Genomic DNA, 18,064 nt, shown 5'->3' on the forward strand with positions numbered 1-18,064 from the left:
TTGCGCCCGTGCCGAGAGCGTGGCATGTCTCGCTGAGAAAAGGTTTTCCTAAATTGCGCGCCGTCCTCAAGGCGGAAACCGACAAGCGCGAAGGAAAAGCTTTTCCCAGATTGTCCGCCGGGGGAGGGATTTCCGGTGGCAACGGCAAGTGGAGGAGGAACCCATGAAATTGCCAGGTGCCTGGACGATGGCGCTCGCCATGTCCGTTTCGACGATTGCGATGATGCCGGCTGCGGCCATGGCAGAGACGCTGAGCCTGTGGGCCCGCGCTTCGAGCGCCAATGCCGCGCAGCACATGATCGATCTGTGGAACTCGACCCATGACGACCAGATCGAGCTGACGACGATTCCCGACAATCAGATGGTGACCAAGCTCGCCACCTCGGTGCAGTCGGGCGACGTGCCAGACCTGATCTCGTTCGACCTGATCTTCATGCCCGATTTCATGAAGGCCGGGCTGCTGACCGACCTGACCGAGACGCTGGGCAATGACCCGAACCAGGAGAAGGTCGCCAAGGCGTTCCGGGATCTGGCGACCTACGACGGCAAGCTCTATGGCACCGGGTTCACGCCTGATGTCTCCATCCTGCTGTACAACAAGGACGTGTTCGAGGCTGCCGGGCTCGACCCGGAGGTGCCGCCGAAGACCATCGGCGAGATCGAGTCCTTCGCCCGGCAGATCAAGGAGAACGTGCCGGACGCCTATGGCTATTATTTCTCCGGCTCATGCGGTGGCTGCAATATCTTCACCCAGGCGCCGATGATGTGGGGCTCGGGTGCGACGCTGCTGCCGACCTCGGGTGACGCCCCGGCAATGGAAGGCACCGGGGTGCGCGAAGTGCTGCAGATGCTGCAGAACCTTTGGAACGAGGGTGTGATTCCCGAAAGCGCCGAAGCCGATACCGGCTCCAACTTCCAGGCAGCGTTCGAGACTGGCAATATCGGCATCATGGGCTCGGGTGGCTTCGCCATCGCGGCGCTGAAGGCCAACCAGCCGGACATGAACTTCGGCATTGCGCCGCTGCCCGGCGTCGAGGAGGGCGATGCCTCGAGCTTCGTCGGCGGCGACGTGATCGCCATTCCGCGCGGCGCCGAGCATCCTGACCTCGCCACCGAGTTCATCACTTGGCAGCTGACCGACGAGGCGCAGCTGGAGGGGCTGGCGAAGAACCTGATCCTGCCCTCCCGTTCGGACCTCGCGGACAACAAGTACTTCCAGGAAGATCCGCGCTACATCACCACGGCGGAAGCGGTGGGCATCGGCCAGACGCCCTATGCCTTCCACTTCAACGACATGGTCAATGCCGACCAGTCGCCGTGGCTGACCATGATCCAGGTCGCCGTGTTCGATGGTGACATCGACGGTGCGATCGAAGAGGCCCGCGCCGCGCTGCGCGATATCGCCTCGCAGTAGGATCCTCCCGGGGGTCGGCTGCGGTGGCCACGCGCCGCCGCAGCCGCGCTCCGGCTCAGTTGGAATTGTGACGGATGACCAAGGCTCTGTCGAAGCATCAGGGTTTCTTATATCTCCTGCCGGCGCTGCTGTTCGTCAGCGCGTTCGTGCTCTGGCCGTTCTGCCAGCTCGCCTATCTGTCGCTGACCGATACGTCGCTGCTGGGCGGCGGCGTGTTCATCGGGTTCGATAATTATGCGCGGGCGATGAGCGACCGCTCGTTCTGGCGGGCGCTGTGGTTCACCCTGCAATATACGGTGGTGATCACCCCGATCCTGATGGGACTGGGCTTTGCGCTGGCGCTGCTGACGGCGCCCAACCAGCTGCTGCGGCAGATCACCCGGGCGATCATCTTCCTGCCTGTCGTGATCGGCCTCGGGTCGTCCAGCCTGTTGTGGTTCTGGTTGTTCGACCAGCAGGTCGGCCCGTTCAACCAGATCATGGTCGATCTGGGCATTTTTGAAGAACCGGCCGTGTGGTTCACCAATGCCGACATGGCGCTGACGGCCGTGATCATTTCGGTGACCTGGAAGATCGTCGGCTTTGGCATGTTGCTGTTCATCGCCGGGATCCAGTCGATTCCGTCCGAAGTGACCGAAGCCTCGCTGATCGACGGGACGAATTACTGGCAGCGGGTGTGGCACATCATCCTGCCGCTGACGCGCAGGGTGATCCTGTTGGCGACGCTGATCTCGGTGATCGGCTCGATGCTGGCCTTCGACCAGTTCTACATCATGACCGGGGGCAACCCGCGCGGCAAAACCTTCACCTCGGTCTACTGGATCTACCAGAACAGCTTCATCAGCTTCAAACTGGGCTATGGCGCGGCTTTGTCGATGATCCTGACGGGCATCGTTCTGGTGTTCTCCTCGATCCAGGTGGTCCTTTCGAACCGGAGCCCGCAAGCATGACGACGATCAGTGAAAGCGCGCCCCGCGGGTTGGTGAGCAGGAGCCGCAGTGCGCAGGCGGTGGGGCAGAGCCGGCCGGTCGGCTATCTGATTGCGGCGATCTGCGTCGGGGTCAGCACGATCATGCTGCTCCCGCTGGTCTTGAGTTTCATCGCCTCGATCAAGACGGCGGCCGAAGCGCGGCAATCGCCGCCGAGCTATCTGCCGTCGCAACTGAGCCTCGAGAACTATCTCAAGGTGTTCGAATATCAGGCGGGGTTGTGGAGCTATGTGTCCAATTCGCTGGCGGTAGCAGGTTTGACGATTGTCCTTTGCCTCGCGCTGTCGGTGCCGGCCGGCTACGGGCTGGCGCGGTTCAAGATCCGCGGCAAGGAATTGTGGTTCATCCTGATGCTGGCGCCGCTGATGATCCCCTATCAGGCGCTGCTGACGCCGCTCTATCTGAACTTTGCGGGGATGGGGCTGGCGAACAGCCACCTAGGGCTGGCGATTGTCCATGCGGTGCTGCAGCTGCCGTTCTCGATCTATCTGATGCGCAACAGTTTCGAGGCCATTCCGCGCGAGATGGAGGAAGCGGCGAAGGTAGATGGTTGCAGTTCGCTGCAGACGCTATGGCGGATCTTTCTGCCGTTGGTGGTTCCCGGCACGGTGACGGTCGCCCTGTTCGCCTTCATCCAGAGCTGGAACGAGTTCCTCTCGGCGCTGATCTTCATGAACAACGAGCAGAGCTTTACCGTGCCGATCATGCTGGTGAGTGTCCGCGCGGGCCGGCAGGGCGCCGTGGACTGGGGGGCGCTCGAAGCGGGCGTGATCATCTCGATCCTGCCATGCGTCATCATTTATCTGCTGCTGCAAAAATACTATGTCGCAGGCTTCCTCAACGGAGCCGTGAAGTAGCACGATGGACGACGACCTCCCGCCCCAAGTCAGCAAGGACCTGCGCCCGGCGCGGCACGGCCCGACGATCCGCGACGTGGCGCGGCTCGCCGAGGTGTCGATCGGCACCGCGTCGAAGGCGCTGAACGCCTCGGGGCGGCTGCGCGAGGAGACGCGCGAGAAGGTGCAGCGGGTGGCGCGGGAGATCGGCTATCGGCCGAACGACATGGCGCAGAGCCTGCACCGGACGCGCTCGATGACGGTGGGGATCATTTCGACCGACAGTTTCGGCCGGTTCACGCTGCCGATCTTCCAGGCGCTGGAAGAGCAGTTCGCCGACCAGGGCATCGCGGTGTTCATGTGCAATGCCACCGATGATCCGGAGCGCGAGCAGCAGCATCTCGACCAGCTGCTGGGCAAGCGGATCGACGGGATGGTGGTGACGGCGCGACGGGCGGACAAGCGTCCGCCGATCGTCGGGCTGCCGCCGCATATTCCGGTCGTTTATGTGTTCTCTCAGGCCGATGACCCGGATGCGCTGTCGCTGTTGCCGGATGATGAAGGCGGGGCGCGGCTGGCGACCGAGCACCTGTTGGCGCAGGGGCGGCGGCGGATTGCGCATATTGCCGGGCCGGAACGGTTCGAGGCGGTGAACCTGCGGCACCGGGGCTATCTGTCGGCACTGGCGGCGGCCGGGGTGACGCCGGACCCGGCGCATTACCTCACGGGCTCGTGGGCCGAGAGCTGGGGCCGCGATGCGGTGGCGCAGCTGTTCGACGGCAGCGCGACGCCGCCCGACGGGCTGTTCTGCGACAATGACCAGATCGGCCGCGGCACGCTCGACGCGCTGCGCGAGCGCGGCATCTCCGTGCCCGAGCAGGTTGCCGTGGTTGGGTTCGACAACTGGGAGGTGATGGCGGCTGCTGCGCGCCCGCCGCTCAGTAGCATCGACATGAATCTCAGCGCCCTCGGGCGTGAAGCCGGCGAGCGGCTGCTCGCCATGATCGACGGGGAGCAGGACCGTGGCGTCCTTCGGCTTCCCTGCACGCTGGTCGTGCGCGAGTCCTCCAACCCACAAGGGAATTCAAAGTGAGCCAGTATCTGCCGATCCGTTTCGTCGATGTGCGCCTCGAGGGTGCGTTCTGGAAGGAACGGCTCGACACCGTGCTGGCGCGCACGATCCCGACCCAGCACGCCAAGCTGGAGGAAGTGGGGATCCTCGAGTCGCTGAAACTGCCGCAGCCGCCGCCGCCGCTGAAGTTTCCGCGCCACCCGAACGGGTTCACAGTGCAGGTGTTCTGGGATTCCGATGTCGGCAAGTGGATCGAGGCGGCGAGCTATGCGCTCAGCCATCGGCGCGATGCGGATATCGAGGCGAAGATCGAGGCGATCATCGACGATTTCGAGGCGGCGCAGGCGCCCGATGGTTACCTCAACTGCTGGTATCTCGGCCGGGAGCCGGAGAAGCGCTGGACCAATCTGCGCGACAATCACGAACTCTATAACGCCGGGCATATGCTCGAAGGCGCGATTGCCTATTTCGAGACGACCGGACGGCGGCGCTGGCTGGACGTGATGGAGCGCTATGTCGCCCATATCCGCGAGACCTTCGGCACGGGACCGGGGCAGAAGCGCGGCTATTGCGGCCATCAGGAGCTCGAGATTGCGCTGATCAAGCTCTATCGGCTGACCGGCGAGCGCAAGCACCTAGACCTCGCAGCCTATTTCATCAACGAACGTGGCCAGCAGCCGCCGCATTATTTCGACGTCGAACGCGAGGCGCGCGAAGCCAAGGGGATGGAAACCCAGCGCTATGTTTTCGCGAACTACGAATATTCGCAGTCGCACCTGCCGGTGCGCGAGCAGGACAAGGTGGTGGGGCACGCGGTGCGCGCCATGTACATGTATACCGCGATGGCTGACCTCGCGGCGGAACTGGGCGATGCCGGGCTGAAGCAGGCCTGCGAGACGCTGTGGGCCGATGTGATGGACACCAAGATGTACATCACCGCCGGGCTCGGGCCGTCGCCCCATAACGAGGGGTTCACGCATGACTATGACCTGCCGAACCAGACGGCCTATGCCGAAACCTGCGCTTCGGTGGCGCTGATCTTCTGGGCGCAGCGGATGCTGCATCTCGATCTCGATGGCAAATATGCCGACATCCTGGAGCTGGCGCTGTTCAACGGTGCCCTCAGTGGGCTGAGCCGCGACGGTGAACATTATTTCTATGCCAACCCGCTGGAATCGAACGGGTCGGCGGAGCGTTGGGCCTGGCACACCTGCCCGTGCTGCACGATGAATGTCAGCCGGCTGGTGGCCTCGGTGGGCGGCTATTTCGTCTCCCGCGCCGATGACGGCATTGCGATCAACCTTTATGGCGGGATCTCCACCACGGTCGAGACGGCCGGCACGAAAGTGGCGCTGCGGGAGGTGTCGAACTATCCGTGGTCGGGCGATATCCGCATCGAGATCGACCCGGAAACGGAGGCGGCGTTTGATCTGAAGCTGCGGATACCCGGCTGGTGCGAAGGTGCCGAGGTGACGGTGAACGGCAGCACGGTGAGCGACACGCCCGTCAATGGCTATCTGACGATCCATCGTACCTGGGCCAAGGGCGATGTGGTGACGCTGGACCTGCCGATGCCGGCGGAGCGCGTTTATGCGCATCCGGGGGTGATCATGGATGTCGGCCGGGTGGCGCTGAAGCGCGGGCCTCTGGTCTATTGCGTCGAGGAGGCGGACAATCCGGGTGGCCGGGTGCAGCGGCTTAAGCTGCCACGCAATTCGGCGCTGGAGGTCAAGCAGCGTGACGACCTGTTCGACGGGGTGGTGACGCTGTCCGCCGATGCGCGCGCCATCGACGAGGGGGAATGGTCGGGGCTCTATCGCAATGCGCCGCCAAAGACCGGCGAGAGCGTGCTCACGGCGCTGCCCTATTACCTGTGGGCCAACCGCGGGCAGGGCTCGATGGTGGTGTGGATCCCGGAGGGCTGAGCGCCCGTCCGGGCGGGTTTCACTCGGCGGCGACGGACGCGTTCTCGAGCTGCTGGCTGAGCATGGCCCGCTCATAGGCAAGGCGCGACTTGGCGCGTTGTGGACGCTCGAAATGCTCGTCCGGCGCGCGGCCGAACAGCTCGCGGCGCTCCTCTTCGGTCGACATGAAGAAGGGGTAGCGCCGCAGCGTCATGGGCAGCTTGGTGTTCACATAGGCGCCGAACAGCTGCACCGGAAAGGCGAGGCCCGGATAGACGCGGGGTGGCGACATTTCCTCGGACCCGAAGACGCGGCGATAGAATGCCGTGTGCTCGGGCCGCACCAGCGCCAGGCAGGCATCCGCGTTGAAGTATACTGATGCCATGACAGCAATGCGCAAGGTCAGAAACGGCAGCGCCGGATAGGCCAAAGATGCTTCGTAGTCGGCGGTAAATCGCGACGGGTCGATGAAAGTTTCGCCCTGGTCGAGAAGAGGTTGCAACACATCTGCGCAGGTCTTCATGCTGGCGCCGAAAGGATGTTGTGCCGAGATATGGTGCAACCGGATGGAGCTGACCAGTTCGCCATCAATGTGCACGCCGAAACACATTCCATTCGGCGCGGTGTCGAGATCATCGACCACTATACCCGTGTCATTGAAGGGCACAGACTCTTCGCGGCGATAGGCTTCATAGCGCAAGCGATAGATTGGGTTGTCTGTTACATCCATGCGGACGCGAGAATATTCAACGCGATCCAGTATATCCAAGAGTGTTCCTGAAAAACGCGAGACAGTATTATCTGACGACATTGGCCGACCTTCCAACTGCGGAAGCTGAAGCTACGCTACTCAATACCGAACCAGCTTAACCTTTCGTTAGCCATGATCAATCGGGAAATATCTTCTGATTCCTAACGTACAACCCGTAGGCGGTACGCTCGCGCGGAATTACATCGTAGTTGAAACAAATTAGACGGAGTTAACCACGTCTGCGGTTTGCGGCGAGCAGGGTCTGCGGCAGGTCCTGGCTGGCGCGGGCCGCCATGCGATCGATCAGTTCAGCCACCTCCCGGCGGGGCAGTGGCACACCGAACAGATAGCCCTGAATCTGATCGACCTTGGAGTTTTCGGCGATGAGGCTGAGCTGCTCCTCGGTCTCCACGCCTTCCGCGGTTACGGTCAGATTGATGTCCTTGCCGAGCTGGGCAACGTTGCTGAGCAGGCGCATGGCGCGCGGGTTCTGAGCGATGTCCATGACGAAGCTGCGGTCAATCTTGAGCTTGCTGAAGGGCAGGGCCTGCAGGTAGCTCAGCGACGAATAGCCGGTGCCGAAGTCATCGAGGGCAATGCCGATGCCCTGTTCGGCCAGCCGGCCGAGGATTTCCATGGCCGCGGTCCGTTCCTCGATGACCGCGGTCTCGGTGACTTCGATCTCCAGCCGGCTGGGCTTGAGCCCGGAGCTGGTGAGCGCATTGTGCACCATGGCGCCGACATCGGCGTTGCGGAAGTCGCGGGCGGAGATGTTGACCGAGATCGAAACGTCCTCCGGCCAGTTGCGGCATTCCGCGGTGGCCGAGGCCAGCACCCAGGCACTGATGTCGGAAATGATGCCGGTTTCCTCGGCAATCGGGATGAACAGCGAGGGCGGAATCGAGCCAAGTTCGGGGTGGTGCCAACGCGCCAGGGCCTCGCAGCTGACGACGCGCCGGGTGCGCAGGTCGACGATCGGCTGGAAGACCAGGGTCAGCGCGCCATCCTGCACGGCCTGCTTGAGGTCGGCTTTGAGCCGCTGACGATAACGGTAGTCGGTGTCCATCTCATCGCGGAAGGTCTGGGCCTGCCCTTTGCCCATGGCCTTGGCCTTGTACAGCGCAAGATCGGCCTTGGTCAGCAGCGCATCCAGATCGTCCTTGGTGCGGGTCACCGTCACCTCACCGATCGAAACGTGCACCGACAGCACCTCGTCGCCCAGATCGATCGGGCGGCTGAAGGCTTCGAGAATCGCTTCCGCATCGGTCTTGCCGTCCCTGAGGGCGGCGTTGGACCGATAGACCACGAATTCATCGCCGCCCATGCGGGCGACCAGGCTGTCGCGGCCCAGTACGCGGCCGAGCCGCTCGGAGGTTTCGATCAGGACCCGGTCGCCGATGAGATGGCCCATGGTGTCGTTGACATGCTTGAAGTCGTCGATGTCGACGATCATCAGCAGTGCCGGTTCGGACGGCTGGGTGCGGCGGCGGCGATCGAGATCGGCGTCCACCTGTTCGGCGAAGTAGGCGCGATTGGGCAGACCGGTCAGCGTGTCGTAATGCGCCATGTAGTTGATGCGCTCTTCTGCCTTCACGCGGTCGGTAATATCCTCGAACAGCAGCACCGTCTTGTCCTGGCGCGACGAGACGGTGACCTCGCAATACTCGCCATCGGGGAGGCGCAACACCACCTTGCCGCCCCAGCCGGTCTGCACCGTGTCCATCAGCTGGCTGGCGGAATGCTGGGGAATGGCGCCGCGTGCAGAAGCCGACGAGATCATCGCGGCAAAGGGCCGGCCGTTCCAGTTGCCGGGCAACATGGTGGCGAAGACCTGCTCGGCCCGGTCATTGGCGACCGCGATCAGGCCGTGCTCGTCCAGCATGCATAGCCCGTGCTGCATGGTTTCGAGTGCCGTATCGAGCTCGGAGGCGAGGCGGGTCGCTTCGATGCGCCCATGCACGGCGCGCAGCAGGATGGCGCGGATATTGGCCGAGACCTTGCGCAGCGAGAAGACGAAGGCGATGAGCACGACCGACAGCATGGCGGTGTGCAAGGCGCCATCGAACAGCATGCCGACGGCCATGCCGAGGCTCATCAGCACGACCTGCAGGGTCACCAGCCGATCGATGGCGAAGTTGCGGCCGGCGACGCCGACCAGCACCGAAACGGTGACCGACAGCGAGCTCATCTCCGCAAAGGCGGTGTTCACGGCGAGGAAGCTGTAGGCCATCCAGAAGCCATAGAGCGCCGCGATCACCGCGGCGCCGACTGTGGCGCGCAGCTCCCATCCCATGGCGGCCGTCACGTCATCATCGGCAAGCCTGGTGGCGTCGAAGGCCTTCATGTCGAGATTGCGCAAAACGCCGACGACGACGAAGCATGCGGCTACGGCCAGCAGCACGTAAGAGCCGGATTCGATACCAGCGACAGCCGAGACGAGCGCCGACGACAGCGCGCCAAGAAGCATGACGCGTCGGTCCGCATACAGCGACCGAATCATCGACACGTAGTCTACGGGCGGTAGTGTCTTGTTAGCGCGTTCGAACATGGACCTTCACCGACGAACCCGCACAATGACCGGTAAGCGGTTAATGCTAGCTTTGCGTATGGCCAATCGGAAGAATTCCGCACAAATAACGTGCGCATCACGGATGTAATCGCCCAAGATGGTTTACGTATCCTTGTCTTCGAGGTCGTAGGCCGGATGGTGGTGATGGTCTCTTTGAGACGTCTGCCACGCCACCAAACCGACGTGTTTGTCTGACATCGTGGATAAAACACAAGGAGTTGCGGCTATGTCTGGTGCCTTAACCCCGGCGGCGCGCGATGCAGCGCTCGCCCGGCTGAACGGCTGGATCTACGATGGCAAGGCGGATGCGATCAGCCATGATTTTCGGTTCAAGTCGTTTTCCGAGGCGTTCGGATTCATGAGCCGCGTGGCGCTGCTGGCCGAAAAAGCCGATCACCACCCTGACTGGTCGAACGTCTACAACAAGGTCCGCATAACGCTGAGCACGCATGATGCCGGCGGTTTGACGGAGAAAGACGTGGCGTTGGCCGAGGCCATCGACCGGCTTTTCCACTAGGCTAAAGACGCATGATCTGCAGGGCTCCCCAGCGTGTTCGCAGCTTGCGTGGGGCCTGAGCTTGCCACATCCTTGAATCTGATTTGACGACACTAAAGCGGAGGGTGGCCTCCGCCGGAGGCCGCACGTAATGGAACACGCCACCCCCCTGATCTCAACGATCGTCGCGGGTCTGGTTCTCGCCTTCATCCTTGGCGCGATCGCCAATCGCTTCCGGATGCCGCCGCTGGTCGGCTATCTGATCGCGGGCGTGATGGTGGGGCCCTATACGCCGGGTTTCGTCGCCGACATCGAACTGGCGACGGAGCTGAGCGAGATCGGCGTGATCCTGCTGATGTTCGGGGTGGGGCTGCATTTTTCCTTCAAGGATCTGCTGAGCGTGCGGGCGCTCGCCGTGCCGGGCGCTGCGGTTCAGATTCTCGGTGCGACCGGGCTGGGTCTGGGGCTGGCCATTCTGATGGGCTGGTCCATCGGCGGCGGGCTGATCTTCGGGCTGGCGCTTTCGGTTGCGTCCACCGTCGTGCTGCTGAAAGCGCTGCAGGACCGGCACATGATCGAGAGCGAGCGCGGCAAGATCGCGGTCGGCTGGCTGATCGTCGAGGACATGGCGATGGTGCTGGCGCTGGTGCTGATTCCGGCACTGGCGAGCCTGAGCGGGGCCGAAGGGGCGGTGGAAGCGGCGCATGCCGACCCGTTCGTCAGCTTCGTCGAGCGGATCGGCGGCATCCAGCTGGGTGTTGCGGGGATCATCGCGGTCACCGTGGTCAAGCTGGCGGCGTTCGTGGGGTTCATGCTGGTGGTGGGCCGCCGGCTGATCCCGCTGGTGCTGCATTACACCGCGCACACCGGTAGCCGCGAGCTGTTCCGCCTGGCGGTGCTGGCGATTGCGCTGGGCGTCGCGGCGGGCGCGGCCTATCTGTTCGGCGTGTCGCTGGCCCTGGGCGCCTTCTTTGCCGGCATGATTTTGAGCGAGAGCGAACTCAGCCACCGTGCGGCGGAAGAGAGCCTGCCGCTGCGTGACGCGTTTGCGGTGCTGTTCTTCGTGGCGGTCGGCATGCTGTTCGACCCGGCCATTATCATCTCCGATCCGCTGCCGGTGCTGGCGACGGTGTTCATCATCGTCGTCGGCAAATCGGTGTTCTCTTTCCTGATCGTCGTGGCGTTCCGCCGGCCGGTCGGCACGGCGCTGACGATTTCGGCCAGCCTGGCGCAGATCGGCGAGTTCTCGTTCATTCTGGCGGCAATGGGCGTGTCGCTCGGCATGCTGCCGCCCGAGGGGCGCGACCTGATCCTCGCCGGTGCGCTGATCTCGATCATTCTCAATCCCGTGGTGTTCGCCGCGCTCGACTGGTTGCGCCCGGTGCTGGAGCGGCGCCTGGGTACGCCACAGACGGCGGCTGCCGGCGGACCGGCGGCAGGCCGGGCAGAGCCGGTGTTCGTGGCGCCGGCGCCGAACACGACGCCGATGGCGCTCGAAGACGAGGTGGAGCGGCAGCCGACGGCGCTGACCAATCATATCATCCTGATCGGCTATGGCCGGGTTGGCGCGATCGCGGCCGAGGCGCTGCAGGCGGCGCACCGGCCATTCCTCGTTATCGAGGATGCCGAGGCGCGCGAGCTCTCAGCACGTCACGCCGGTATGGAAGTGATCGGCGGCAATGCGGCCAGCCCGGCCGTGCTGGCGCTCGCCAATGTCGAGGCGGCGAGCACGGTGATCATCGCCATTCCAAATACGTTCGAGGCGGGCCAGGCGGTCGAGCAATGCCGCAAGCTCAATGAGAATGTGTTCATCGTGTCTCGCGGACATTCGGACGAGGAGGACGAGTATCTCAAGCATCTGGGCGCCAATATCGTGATCCTGGGCGAGCGCGAGATCGGGCTGGGCATGGTGGAAGTGGTGATGCGCGATACCCAGGCGATGGCCGAAATCGCCGCCGCTGACGCCGTTGAGGCGGCCCTAGGGCCGCTGGCGCAGGGCCGTGCGCGTTCGCAGACGGCGCCTTCGTCGGTGCCGCCGGCAGCCACCGAAGAGGTGGCTTCCGATACCGAAGGCGCAATCCCGCTGGTGGTGACGGATAAGGTGGCGCCAACGCCCGCGCCCGCACCAGCAGCCGCACCGGCGCCCGAGGCTGCACCGACGCCCGAGCCGCCACCAAGTGCACCGCCGCAGGACACGCCTCCGGCCGATCCGAACCAGCTGGCGGCGGAAATCGAGGCAGCGCAGGCTGCTGCGCAGCACCCGGACACGGGGCCGGCGGAGCCGCTGGCCGTGGTGCCGTCCTATGGGGAAGAGCCGGACGCGGGGGCTGTAGCGCCGGATGAGACGCATGACGACGATGGTGCGAAAGCAGAGGACGCTACCGGAGGCGACGGCGACAACGCCACGCAAACGGCTTCGGTGTCCCCGGCGGATCAGGAAACTTCGCAGCCGCCGGCCGAGACCGCCGTGCCGGTGCCACCCAAGCACAGCGCGTCCAGACCGGCGGGCCCGGCCAAAGCCGCCGGCGTGCCATTCACCCCGGTCGCACCCGAGGTCAGCATTGACGAGAATTAGGGCTTTGGACGCTGGCGGGGTGACGGCGGGCGTTCTGTTGTCTTATAGCTCGCACGATGCCCGGGGGCGGGCATCAGCAGGTTTGTGACGGATGATTTCTCAAAAAGCCAAATATGCACTGCGCGCGCTGGTGGCGCTGACCCGGGTTCCGACCGGTGACTCGATGATGATTTCGGAGATTTCGCGGGACCAGGCGATCCCCAAGAAGTTTCTGGAGCAGATCCTGCTGGAGCTGAAGCGGGCGGGGATCGTGATGAGCCGCCGCGGACGTATGGGCGGCTATGTGCTGCTCAAGGCGCCCGAGCAGGTGACTTTTGGTGAAGTGTTGCGGCTGATCGACGGACCGATCGCTCCGCTGCCGTGCCTGAGCAAGATCGCTTACCGGCGCTGTGTCGATTGCACCGACGAGGCCAGTTGCGAGATCCGGCATGTGTTTCAGCGGGTGACGCTGGCGACGCGCGACGTGCTGGACAGCACCACCCTGGCTGACGCGGTGGAGCAGCAGGAGCTGCCGGTCTAGCGGCTCAGCATACGGGTTTATCTGTAGTTTTTGCGGATGTGGCAGAGTCCTGGGAACAATATTTCACGCATGGGCACTCAGATAGACGTTTACGTCTTGTTAAACTCTACTTACCCTGTAGAGTAACTCGCGTACCGTTCCTCTGGAGGTTCGACCATGCAATCCACTCTCAGGTTTCTCGCGATCGGCGGCCTGCTCGCCGCTTTCGGTTTTGTCGGTGTCGTTACGGCCCGTGCCCATGAGGCGACGGATGCCGGTGCCATGGGTACAGTGGTCGCGTCGCAGGTCATCTCCAACAGCTGAACACCGTCGCGATGGCTCATGGGCGTGGCGCGGCAACCGGTGGCGCATTGCGCACAGCGTTGACCAGCCAGATGCCCATGCTGACGAGGATGAGGGCGGCGAGGTTTTTCCACGCCAGGACGTTTTCGCCGAGCAGCAAGGCCGACAGCAGCACGCCGAAGATCGGGATCGCGGTATTAAAGATCGCGACCTGACCGACCGGGTTGTGCTTCAGCAGGACGCTCCAGATCGAAAAGGCGGCCGCCGACAGCATCGCGAGATAGGCGAGGAGCAGCAGACTCTGCCAGTCGACCTGGCCGAGATGGCCGCCGGTCGCGAGCCCCGCGCCGACCAGTGCCAAGCCGCCGAAGAACAGCTGCCAGCCAGTCATCAGAGCCGGATCCATGTCGGCGCTGAGGCGCTTGCCGTAGATGGCGCCGAGCGAAAACATCAGCGCGGCGATGGCGATCAGCCCCTCGCCCATGAAGGCGAAGGTGAAATCGAGCCCGTCGGTCGCGAGATTGACCACCACCACACCGGCGAAGCCGGCCACGCAGCCCAGCGCCCGCCGGGTGGTGAGGCGGTCGTTGGCGTAGATGAAGTGGGCCAGCAGCACCGAAAAGAAGGTCGAAGTCGAGGTGGTGATCGACACCTTGACGCCGGTGGTATGGGCGAGCCCGATGTAGAACAGGGCATATTGGCCGGCGGTCGAGATCAGCCCGAGCAGTGCCAGCTGGCCCAGCCGGCGCGGCGTCACGCCAACTGGCCGGCGCCGCAGCAGTGACAGCGCCAGCAGCAGCAGGCCGGCGAGGCTGAAGCGCACCCCGGCGAAAAGCACCAGCGAGGACGTGTCCGACGGCAGGATGCCGAACAGGTCGTAGCCGATCTTTACGCCCGGCACGGCGCTGCCCCACAACAGGCAGCAGAAGAGCGCCAGCAGGGTGACGACGCGGCGATCGGAAAGGGGAGAGGCGGGCAAGAGGTGGGCTTTCAATATCGCCCCGGCTCATGCGCGTTTTTCTCAGGCAGGGCAAGCGCCCGGCCGGACTTTCGTCGCCGCAGCAGGTGGGCTCAGGCTGCTTTGGAGAATTCGGCGCGGGCTTCGCGGATGGCAGGGTGATTGGCGAGGGCCCAATCGACCATGGCCGACAGCGGCTCGAGGAAGCTTTCGCCCATCGGGCTGAGGCGGTATTCAACGCTGGGCGGCGTCGTGGGAAAGACCTCGCGTTCGACGAGGCCGTCGGCCTGCAGGTCGCGCAGGGTCTGCGTCAGCATGCGCTGCGAAATATCGCCGATCTCGCGCTTGAGTTCGCCGAAGCGATAGGGGCGCCGGGCCAGGGTGGAGATGATCAAGACGCTCCATTTCGCCGCCAGATGATCCAGCACGTTGCGCACCGGGCACTGAGACGGATCGGAGGTTTCGCCTTGCGCGGTCGTCGCGGCGATGAGCCTGTCGGAATAGGACATGGTGGTTCTCCCGAGGTAACCAGTGGCGGCGAAACTGCCGTCTTGCATCGGCACATAGGTCACTGATGTATACGTGGTCTCATAAAGAGACAACAATACGGAGATCAAAAATGTCCAGACCCACCCTGTTCGTGGCCGGCGCCGGCGGCAAGCTCGGCCAGCGCGTTGTCGAAACGCTGCTGTCGCGTGGCTATGACGGCAAGATCATCGCCGGTTCGCGTTCGCCCGAGAAACTCGACTTCCCCGATCTCGAGACTCGCGTCGCAGATTTCGGCGATCTCGAGGGCTTCACCAAGGCGCTGGACGGCGTCGACAAGCTGCTGATCATTTCGGTCGACGTGCTCGGCGAAGAGCGCGTCCGGCTGCATGGCAACGCCGTCGGGGCCGCCAAGGCGGCGGGTGTGAAGCATGTCGTTTATACCTCGATGGCCGATCCCGAGCCGGGCAACCCTGCACCGATGGCGCCCGGGCACTATTTCACCGAGCAGGCGATCATTGCCTCGGGGCTCGACTACACCGTGCTGCGCATCGGCTGGTATGCCGAAAACCTGCTGCAGTCGCTGGCGCAGGCGATCGGTTCTGGCACCTGGTACACGGCTTCGGGCAAAGGGCTGGTCTCCTATGGCGCCCGCGCCGATATGGCCGATGCCATCGCCGGGGCGCTGCTGTCGGATTTCGAGGGCAAGCGCGTGATGACGGTCACCGGGACCGCGGCGAATACGATTGCGGATGTCGCGGCGCTGGCGTCGGAGGTCACGGGCAAGCCGATCAAGGTGGTGGATGTCACCGATGCCGAGCTCGAAGCCAGCCTGAAGCAGGCCGGGCTGCCCCCGGAGGTCGCGTCCCTGCTGGTCTCGCTCGACGTGCTGCAGCGCCAGGGCGGGCTGAGCATGGTGACCGATGCCGCCGAGCGGCTCTCGGGCAAGGCGCCTCAGGATCTGCGCAGTTTTCTCGCGGAGAATACCGCGGCGCTGGGCTGAACGGTCGCAACAGGGCGAAAGAAACAGAGCCGTCGGGAGCAGTCCCGGCGGCTTTTTTGCGTGCGCGGCTAGCCGAAGACGACGGTTTTCTTGCCGTTGAGCATCACCCGGTTTTCGAGGTGGAGCTTGACGGCGCGGGCGAGGACGCGGCTTTCGACATCGCGGCCGGCGGCGACGAGATCGTCGGGGCTCATGGCGTGGGTGACGCGCGAAGTCTCCTGCTCGATGATCGGACCCTCGTCGAGGTCGGGCGTCACGTAATGCGCGGTGGCGCCGATCAGCTTGACGCCGCGCTCGTGCGCCTGGTGATAGGGCTTGGCGCCCTTGAAGCTGGGCAGGAACGAGTGATGGATGTTGATGACCTGGCCATAGAGCCGGGTCGCGAACTTGTCCGACAGGATCTGCATGTAGCGGGCGAGGACGACGAGATCGGCGCCGGTCTGCTTGAACAGCGCCAGCACCTCTTCCTCCTGAGCCGCCTTGTTGGTCTTGTCGACCGGCATCACGTAGTAGGGGATGCCCTCGTATTCCGCGGTGGCGCGTGAGGTCTCGTGGTTGGAAACGATCGCCACGACCTCGGCATCGAGCCAGCCGACACGGATCTGATAGAGCAGATGCAGCATGGCGTGGTCGAACTTGGAGACCATGATCAGCAGCTTTTTCTTTTTCGCCTGATCGACCAGCTGGGTGCGCATGTCGAAGCGCGCGATGGCGGGCTTGAGCGCACGGTCGATGGTATCGCGATCGACGCCATCCGGCGCGGTGAAGGCCAGTCGCATGAAGAACTGACCCGTTTCGCGGTCCCAGAACTGATTGGACTCGGCGATATTGGCATCGAGACCCGCAAGCTCGGTGGTGATCGCGGCAACGATCCCCGGGCGATCGGGACAGGACAGGGTGAGGACGAAACTGGCCGGCATTGGAAACTCCGCTTCAGGCCGCGGAGCTATTCACGCCCGCGCCGTGCGGGTCAACCCTGAGCTGGCAGCAAGCTTACCGCGCACGGCTATTTCGGCGGGTTGGCGTCCTCGTGCTTTTTCACTTCGGCCTCGAAGTTGATGAAGAACATCCACACCGCATAGGCGAGCGCCGCGGCGGTGATCATGCCCCACAGCTGATCGTTGTTGAACAGCCATTCCCAGGCGCACCAGGCGGCGACAATGGCGACGAGGATGACGCGCCGATAGAGCGGGCGAAACCACGACATGGTCAGCAGGCCCGGTTTGTCATTTTCCGCCATGTTGATCTCCTCAAATGTCCGGCGCACTTGCACATGGGCGATGAATGCCTAGTGATAAATGCGCAGTGTCACTCACGTTGATTGTTCGAGTAGCCCGAAATGACCGAATTAGAAACCGCTCCCTTTGCCGGCAAGGTGGCCGTGATTACTGGCGGCGCCCAGGGGATCGGCGAGGCAAGCGCCCGGTTGATGGCCCGGCGCGGCGCGAAAGCGCTGGTTCTGGTTGACCGGCAGGCTGACAGGCTGGAGGCCGTGGCGGCGGATCTCAAGGCGCAGGGTGTCGCAGTGATGACGGTTGCAGCGGACCTCGCCGATGCCGAGGCGGTGGCGCGGGTGATTCCGGCAGCGGACGCGGCCTTCGGCCGGGTCGACATTCTCGCCAATATCGCCGGACTGACGGAGCGGGGCGGGATTCTCGACAGCGATGTGGCGCTGTTCGACCGGATGATGGCGGTGAATGTGCGGGCGCCGTTCTTTCTGATGCAGGACGCGATCCGGTTGATGATGCGCGAAGGCGCCGGGGGCGCGATCGTCAATATCCTGTCGGTCAATGCGCATGTCGGTGGGGCGAACCTGGCGCCTTACAGCGCCTCGAAAGGCGCGCTGGCGACGCTAAGCAAGAATGTCGCCAATGCGGTCAACTACGAGCGGATCCGGGTCAATGGCATCCTGCTGGGCTGGGCGGAAACGCCCGGCGAGCACGAAACGCTGAAGCGGTTCCACAATGCGCAGCCGGACTGGGCGGAGAAAGCTGCGCCGTCGCGGCCCTTCGGCCGGCTGATCAATTCAGATGATGTGGCGCGGATGGTGGCGTTTCTGGCCGGGCCCGAGTCGTTTCCAATGACCGGCTCGAACATCGATTTCGAGCAATCGGTGTTCGGTGGCAATGCCGGGGCGATGGGGATGGCCGGTTATCCGGTGGCCAGCAAGGACTAGACCGGAGCCGCGATGCGCGGCCCCGATGCAGTG

Annotated in this window: 16 protein-coding genes and 1 pseudogene; 11 read left to right on the plus strand and 6 right to left on the minus strand. The window is 63.9% G+C overall.

From position 1 onward, the window contains the following. The first annotated feature begins 163 nt into the window (after nucleotides 1–163). The 5 genes from ACN0TK_RS00480 to ACN0TK_RS00500 all read left to right on the plus strand — a co-directional run bounded on the left by ACN0TK_RS00480 (nucleotide 164) and on the right by ACN0TK_RS00500 (nucleotide 6,236). Entirely contained in the window at nucleotides 164–1,414 is a 1,251-nt protein-coding gene (locus ACN0TK_RS00480) for an ABC transporter substrate-binding protein (protein WP_417307465.1), read from the plus strand. Between the two features lie 74 nt (nucleotides 1,415–1,488). Further along, complete coding sequence (locus tag ACN0TK_RS00485; RefSeq protein ID WP_417307466.1) at nucleotides 1,489–2,364, plus strand: carbohydrate ABC transporter permease; 876 nt, start codon at nucleotides 1,489–1,491, stop codon at nucleotides 2,362–2,364. Next, nucleotides 2,361–3,260: a carbohydrate ABC transporter permease gene (locus ACN0TK_RS00490; RefSeq protein WP_417307467.1), complete on the plus strand. Its 900-nt coding sequence runs from the start codon at nucleotides 2,361–2,363 to the stop codon at nucleotides 3,258–3,260. The genes ACN0TK_RS00485 and ACN0TK_RS00490 overlap by 4 nt, the downstream gene beginning before the upstream one ends. A gap of 4 nt (nucleotides 3,261–3,264) precedes the next feature. Then, nucleotides 3,265–4,332 (plus strand): LacI family DNA-binding transcriptional regulator, encoded by a 1,068-nt coding sequence (locus tag ACN0TK_RS00495; protein WP_417307468.1) that lies wholly within the window; start codon nucleotides 3,265–3,267, stop codon nucleotides 4,330–4,332. Beyond that, nucleotides 4,329–6,236 carry a glycoside hydrolase family 127 protein gene (locus ACN0TK_RS00500; RefSeq protein ID WP_417307469.1) on the plus strand — a complete coding sequence of 636 codons (1,908 nt, stop codon included), beginning with the start codon at nucleotides 4,329–4,331 and terminating at the stop codon, nucleotides 6,234–6,236. The genes ACN0TK_RS00495 and ACN0TK_RS00500 overlap by 4 nt, the downstream gene beginning before the upstream one ends. A 19-nt stretch (nucleotides 6,237–6,255) precedes the next feature. Here ACN0TK_RS00500 and ACN0TK_RS00505 read toward each other — a convergent pair whose 3' ends face one another. Both ACN0TK_RS00505 and ACN0TK_RS00510 read right to left on the minus strand, forming a co-directional pair. After that, nucleotides 6,256–6,945, minus strand: a complete 690-nt coding sequence (locus tag ACN0TK_RS00505; protein ID WP_417307470.1) for an N-acyl amino acid synthase FeeM domain-containing protein — start codon at nucleotides 6,943–6,945, stop codon at nucleotides 6,256–6,258. A 250-nt stretch (nucleotides 6,946–7,195) separates the two neighbouring features. After that, nucleotides 7,196–9,433, minus strand: coding sequence for a putative bifunctional diguanylate cyclase/phosphodiesterase (locus ACN0TK_RS00510; RefSeq protein WP_417307471.1), 2,238 nt, complete (start codon nucleotides 9,431–9,433; stop codon nucleotides 7,196–7,198). 328 nt (nucleotides 9,434–9,761) lie between these two features. Here ACN0TK_RS00510 and ACN0TK_RS00515 point away from each other — a divergent pair, with 328 nt between their 5' ends. From ACN0TK_RS00515 to ACN0TK_RS00530, 4 genes and pseudogenes are all read left to right on the plus strand, one after another. Further along, nucleotides 9,762–10,052, plus strand: a complete 291-nt coding sequence (locus ACN0TK_RS00515; RefSeq protein WP_417307472.1) for a 4a-hydroxytetrahydrobiopterin dehydratase — start codon at nucleotides 9,762–9,764, stop codon at nucleotides 10,050–10,052. Nucleotides 10,053–10,182: 130 nt separating this feature from the next. Continuing rightward, nucleotides 10,183–11,946, plus strand: a pseudogene (locus ACN0TK_RS00520) (cation:proton antiporter); the annotation flags it as partial. Between the two features lie 751 nt (nucleotides 11,947–12,697). Then, nucleotides 12,698–13,126 (plus strand): RrF2 family transcriptional regulator, encoded by a 429-nt coding sequence (locus ACN0TK_RS00525; protein ID WP_417307473.1) that lies wholly within the window; start codon nucleotides 12,698–12,700, stop codon nucleotides 13,124–13,126. Nucleotides 13,127–13,282: 156 nt separating this feature from the next. Next, on the plus strand, nucleotides 13,283–13,429 hold the full coding sequence (locus ACN0TK_RS00530; RefSeq protein WP_417307474.1) for a hypothetical protein: 147 nt from the start codon (nucleotides 13,283–13,285) through the stop codon (nucleotides 13,427–13,429). 16 nt (nucleotides 13,430–13,445) lie between these two features. Here the strand turns inward: ACN0TK_RS00530 and ACN0TK_RS00535 are convergent, their stop codons facing one another. Further along, complete coding sequence (locus ACN0TK_RS00535; protein ID WP_417307475.1) at nucleotides 13,446–14,387, minus strand: DMT family transporter; 942 nt, start codon at nucleotides 14,385–14,387, stop codon at nucleotides 13,446–13,448. Between the two features lie 92 nt (nucleotides 14,388–14,479). Continuing rightward, on the minus strand, nucleotides 14,480–14,875 hold the full coding sequence (locus tag ACN0TK_RS00540) for a winged helix-turn-helix transcriptional regulator (RefSeq protein WP_417307476.1): 396 nt from the start codon (nucleotides 14,873–14,875) through the stop codon (nucleotides 14,480–14,482). Nucleotides 14,876–14,985: 110 nt separating this feature from the next. Between ACN0TK_RS00540 and ACN0TK_RS00545 the strand changes: the two genes are divergently transcribed. Then, a complete protein-coding gene (locus ACN0TK_RS00545) occupies nucleotides 14,986–15,855 on the plus strand; it encodes an SDR family oxidoreductase (protein WP_417307477.1) in 870 nt (289 codons plus the stop codon). 68 nt (nucleotides 15,856–15,923) lie between these two features. On the opposite strand, the gene purU is transcribed toward ACN0TK_RS00545, so the two are convergent. Continuing rightward, entirely contained in the window at nucleotides 15,924–16,775 is an 852-nt protein-coding gene (gene purU / locus ACN0TK_RS00550) for a formyltetrahydrofolate deformylase (RefSeq protein ID WP_417307478.1), read from the minus strand. Nucleotides 16,776–16,861: 86 nt separating this feature from the next. Then, nucleotides 16,862–17,095, minus strand: a complete 234-nt coding sequence (locus ACN0TK_RS00555) for a DUF3329 domain-containing protein (protein ID WP_417307479.1) — start codon at nucleotides 17,093–17,095, stop codon at nucleotides 16,862–16,864. Between the two features lie 99 nt (nucleotides 17,096–17,194). Between ACN0TK_RS00555 and ACN0TK_RS00560 the strand changes: the two genes are divergently transcribed. Further along, a complete protein-coding gene (locus ACN0TK_RS00560; protein WP_417307480.1) occupies nucleotides 17,195–18,031 on the plus strand; it encodes an SDR family oxidoreductase in 837 nt (278 codons plus the stop codon). The last annotated feature ends 33 nt before the right edge of the window (nucleotides 18,032–18,064 follow it).

The organism is Devosia sp. (assembly GCF_048261455.1).
GTDB lineage: Bacteria > Pseudomonadota > Alphaproteobacteria > Rhizobiales > Devosiaceae > Devosia_A.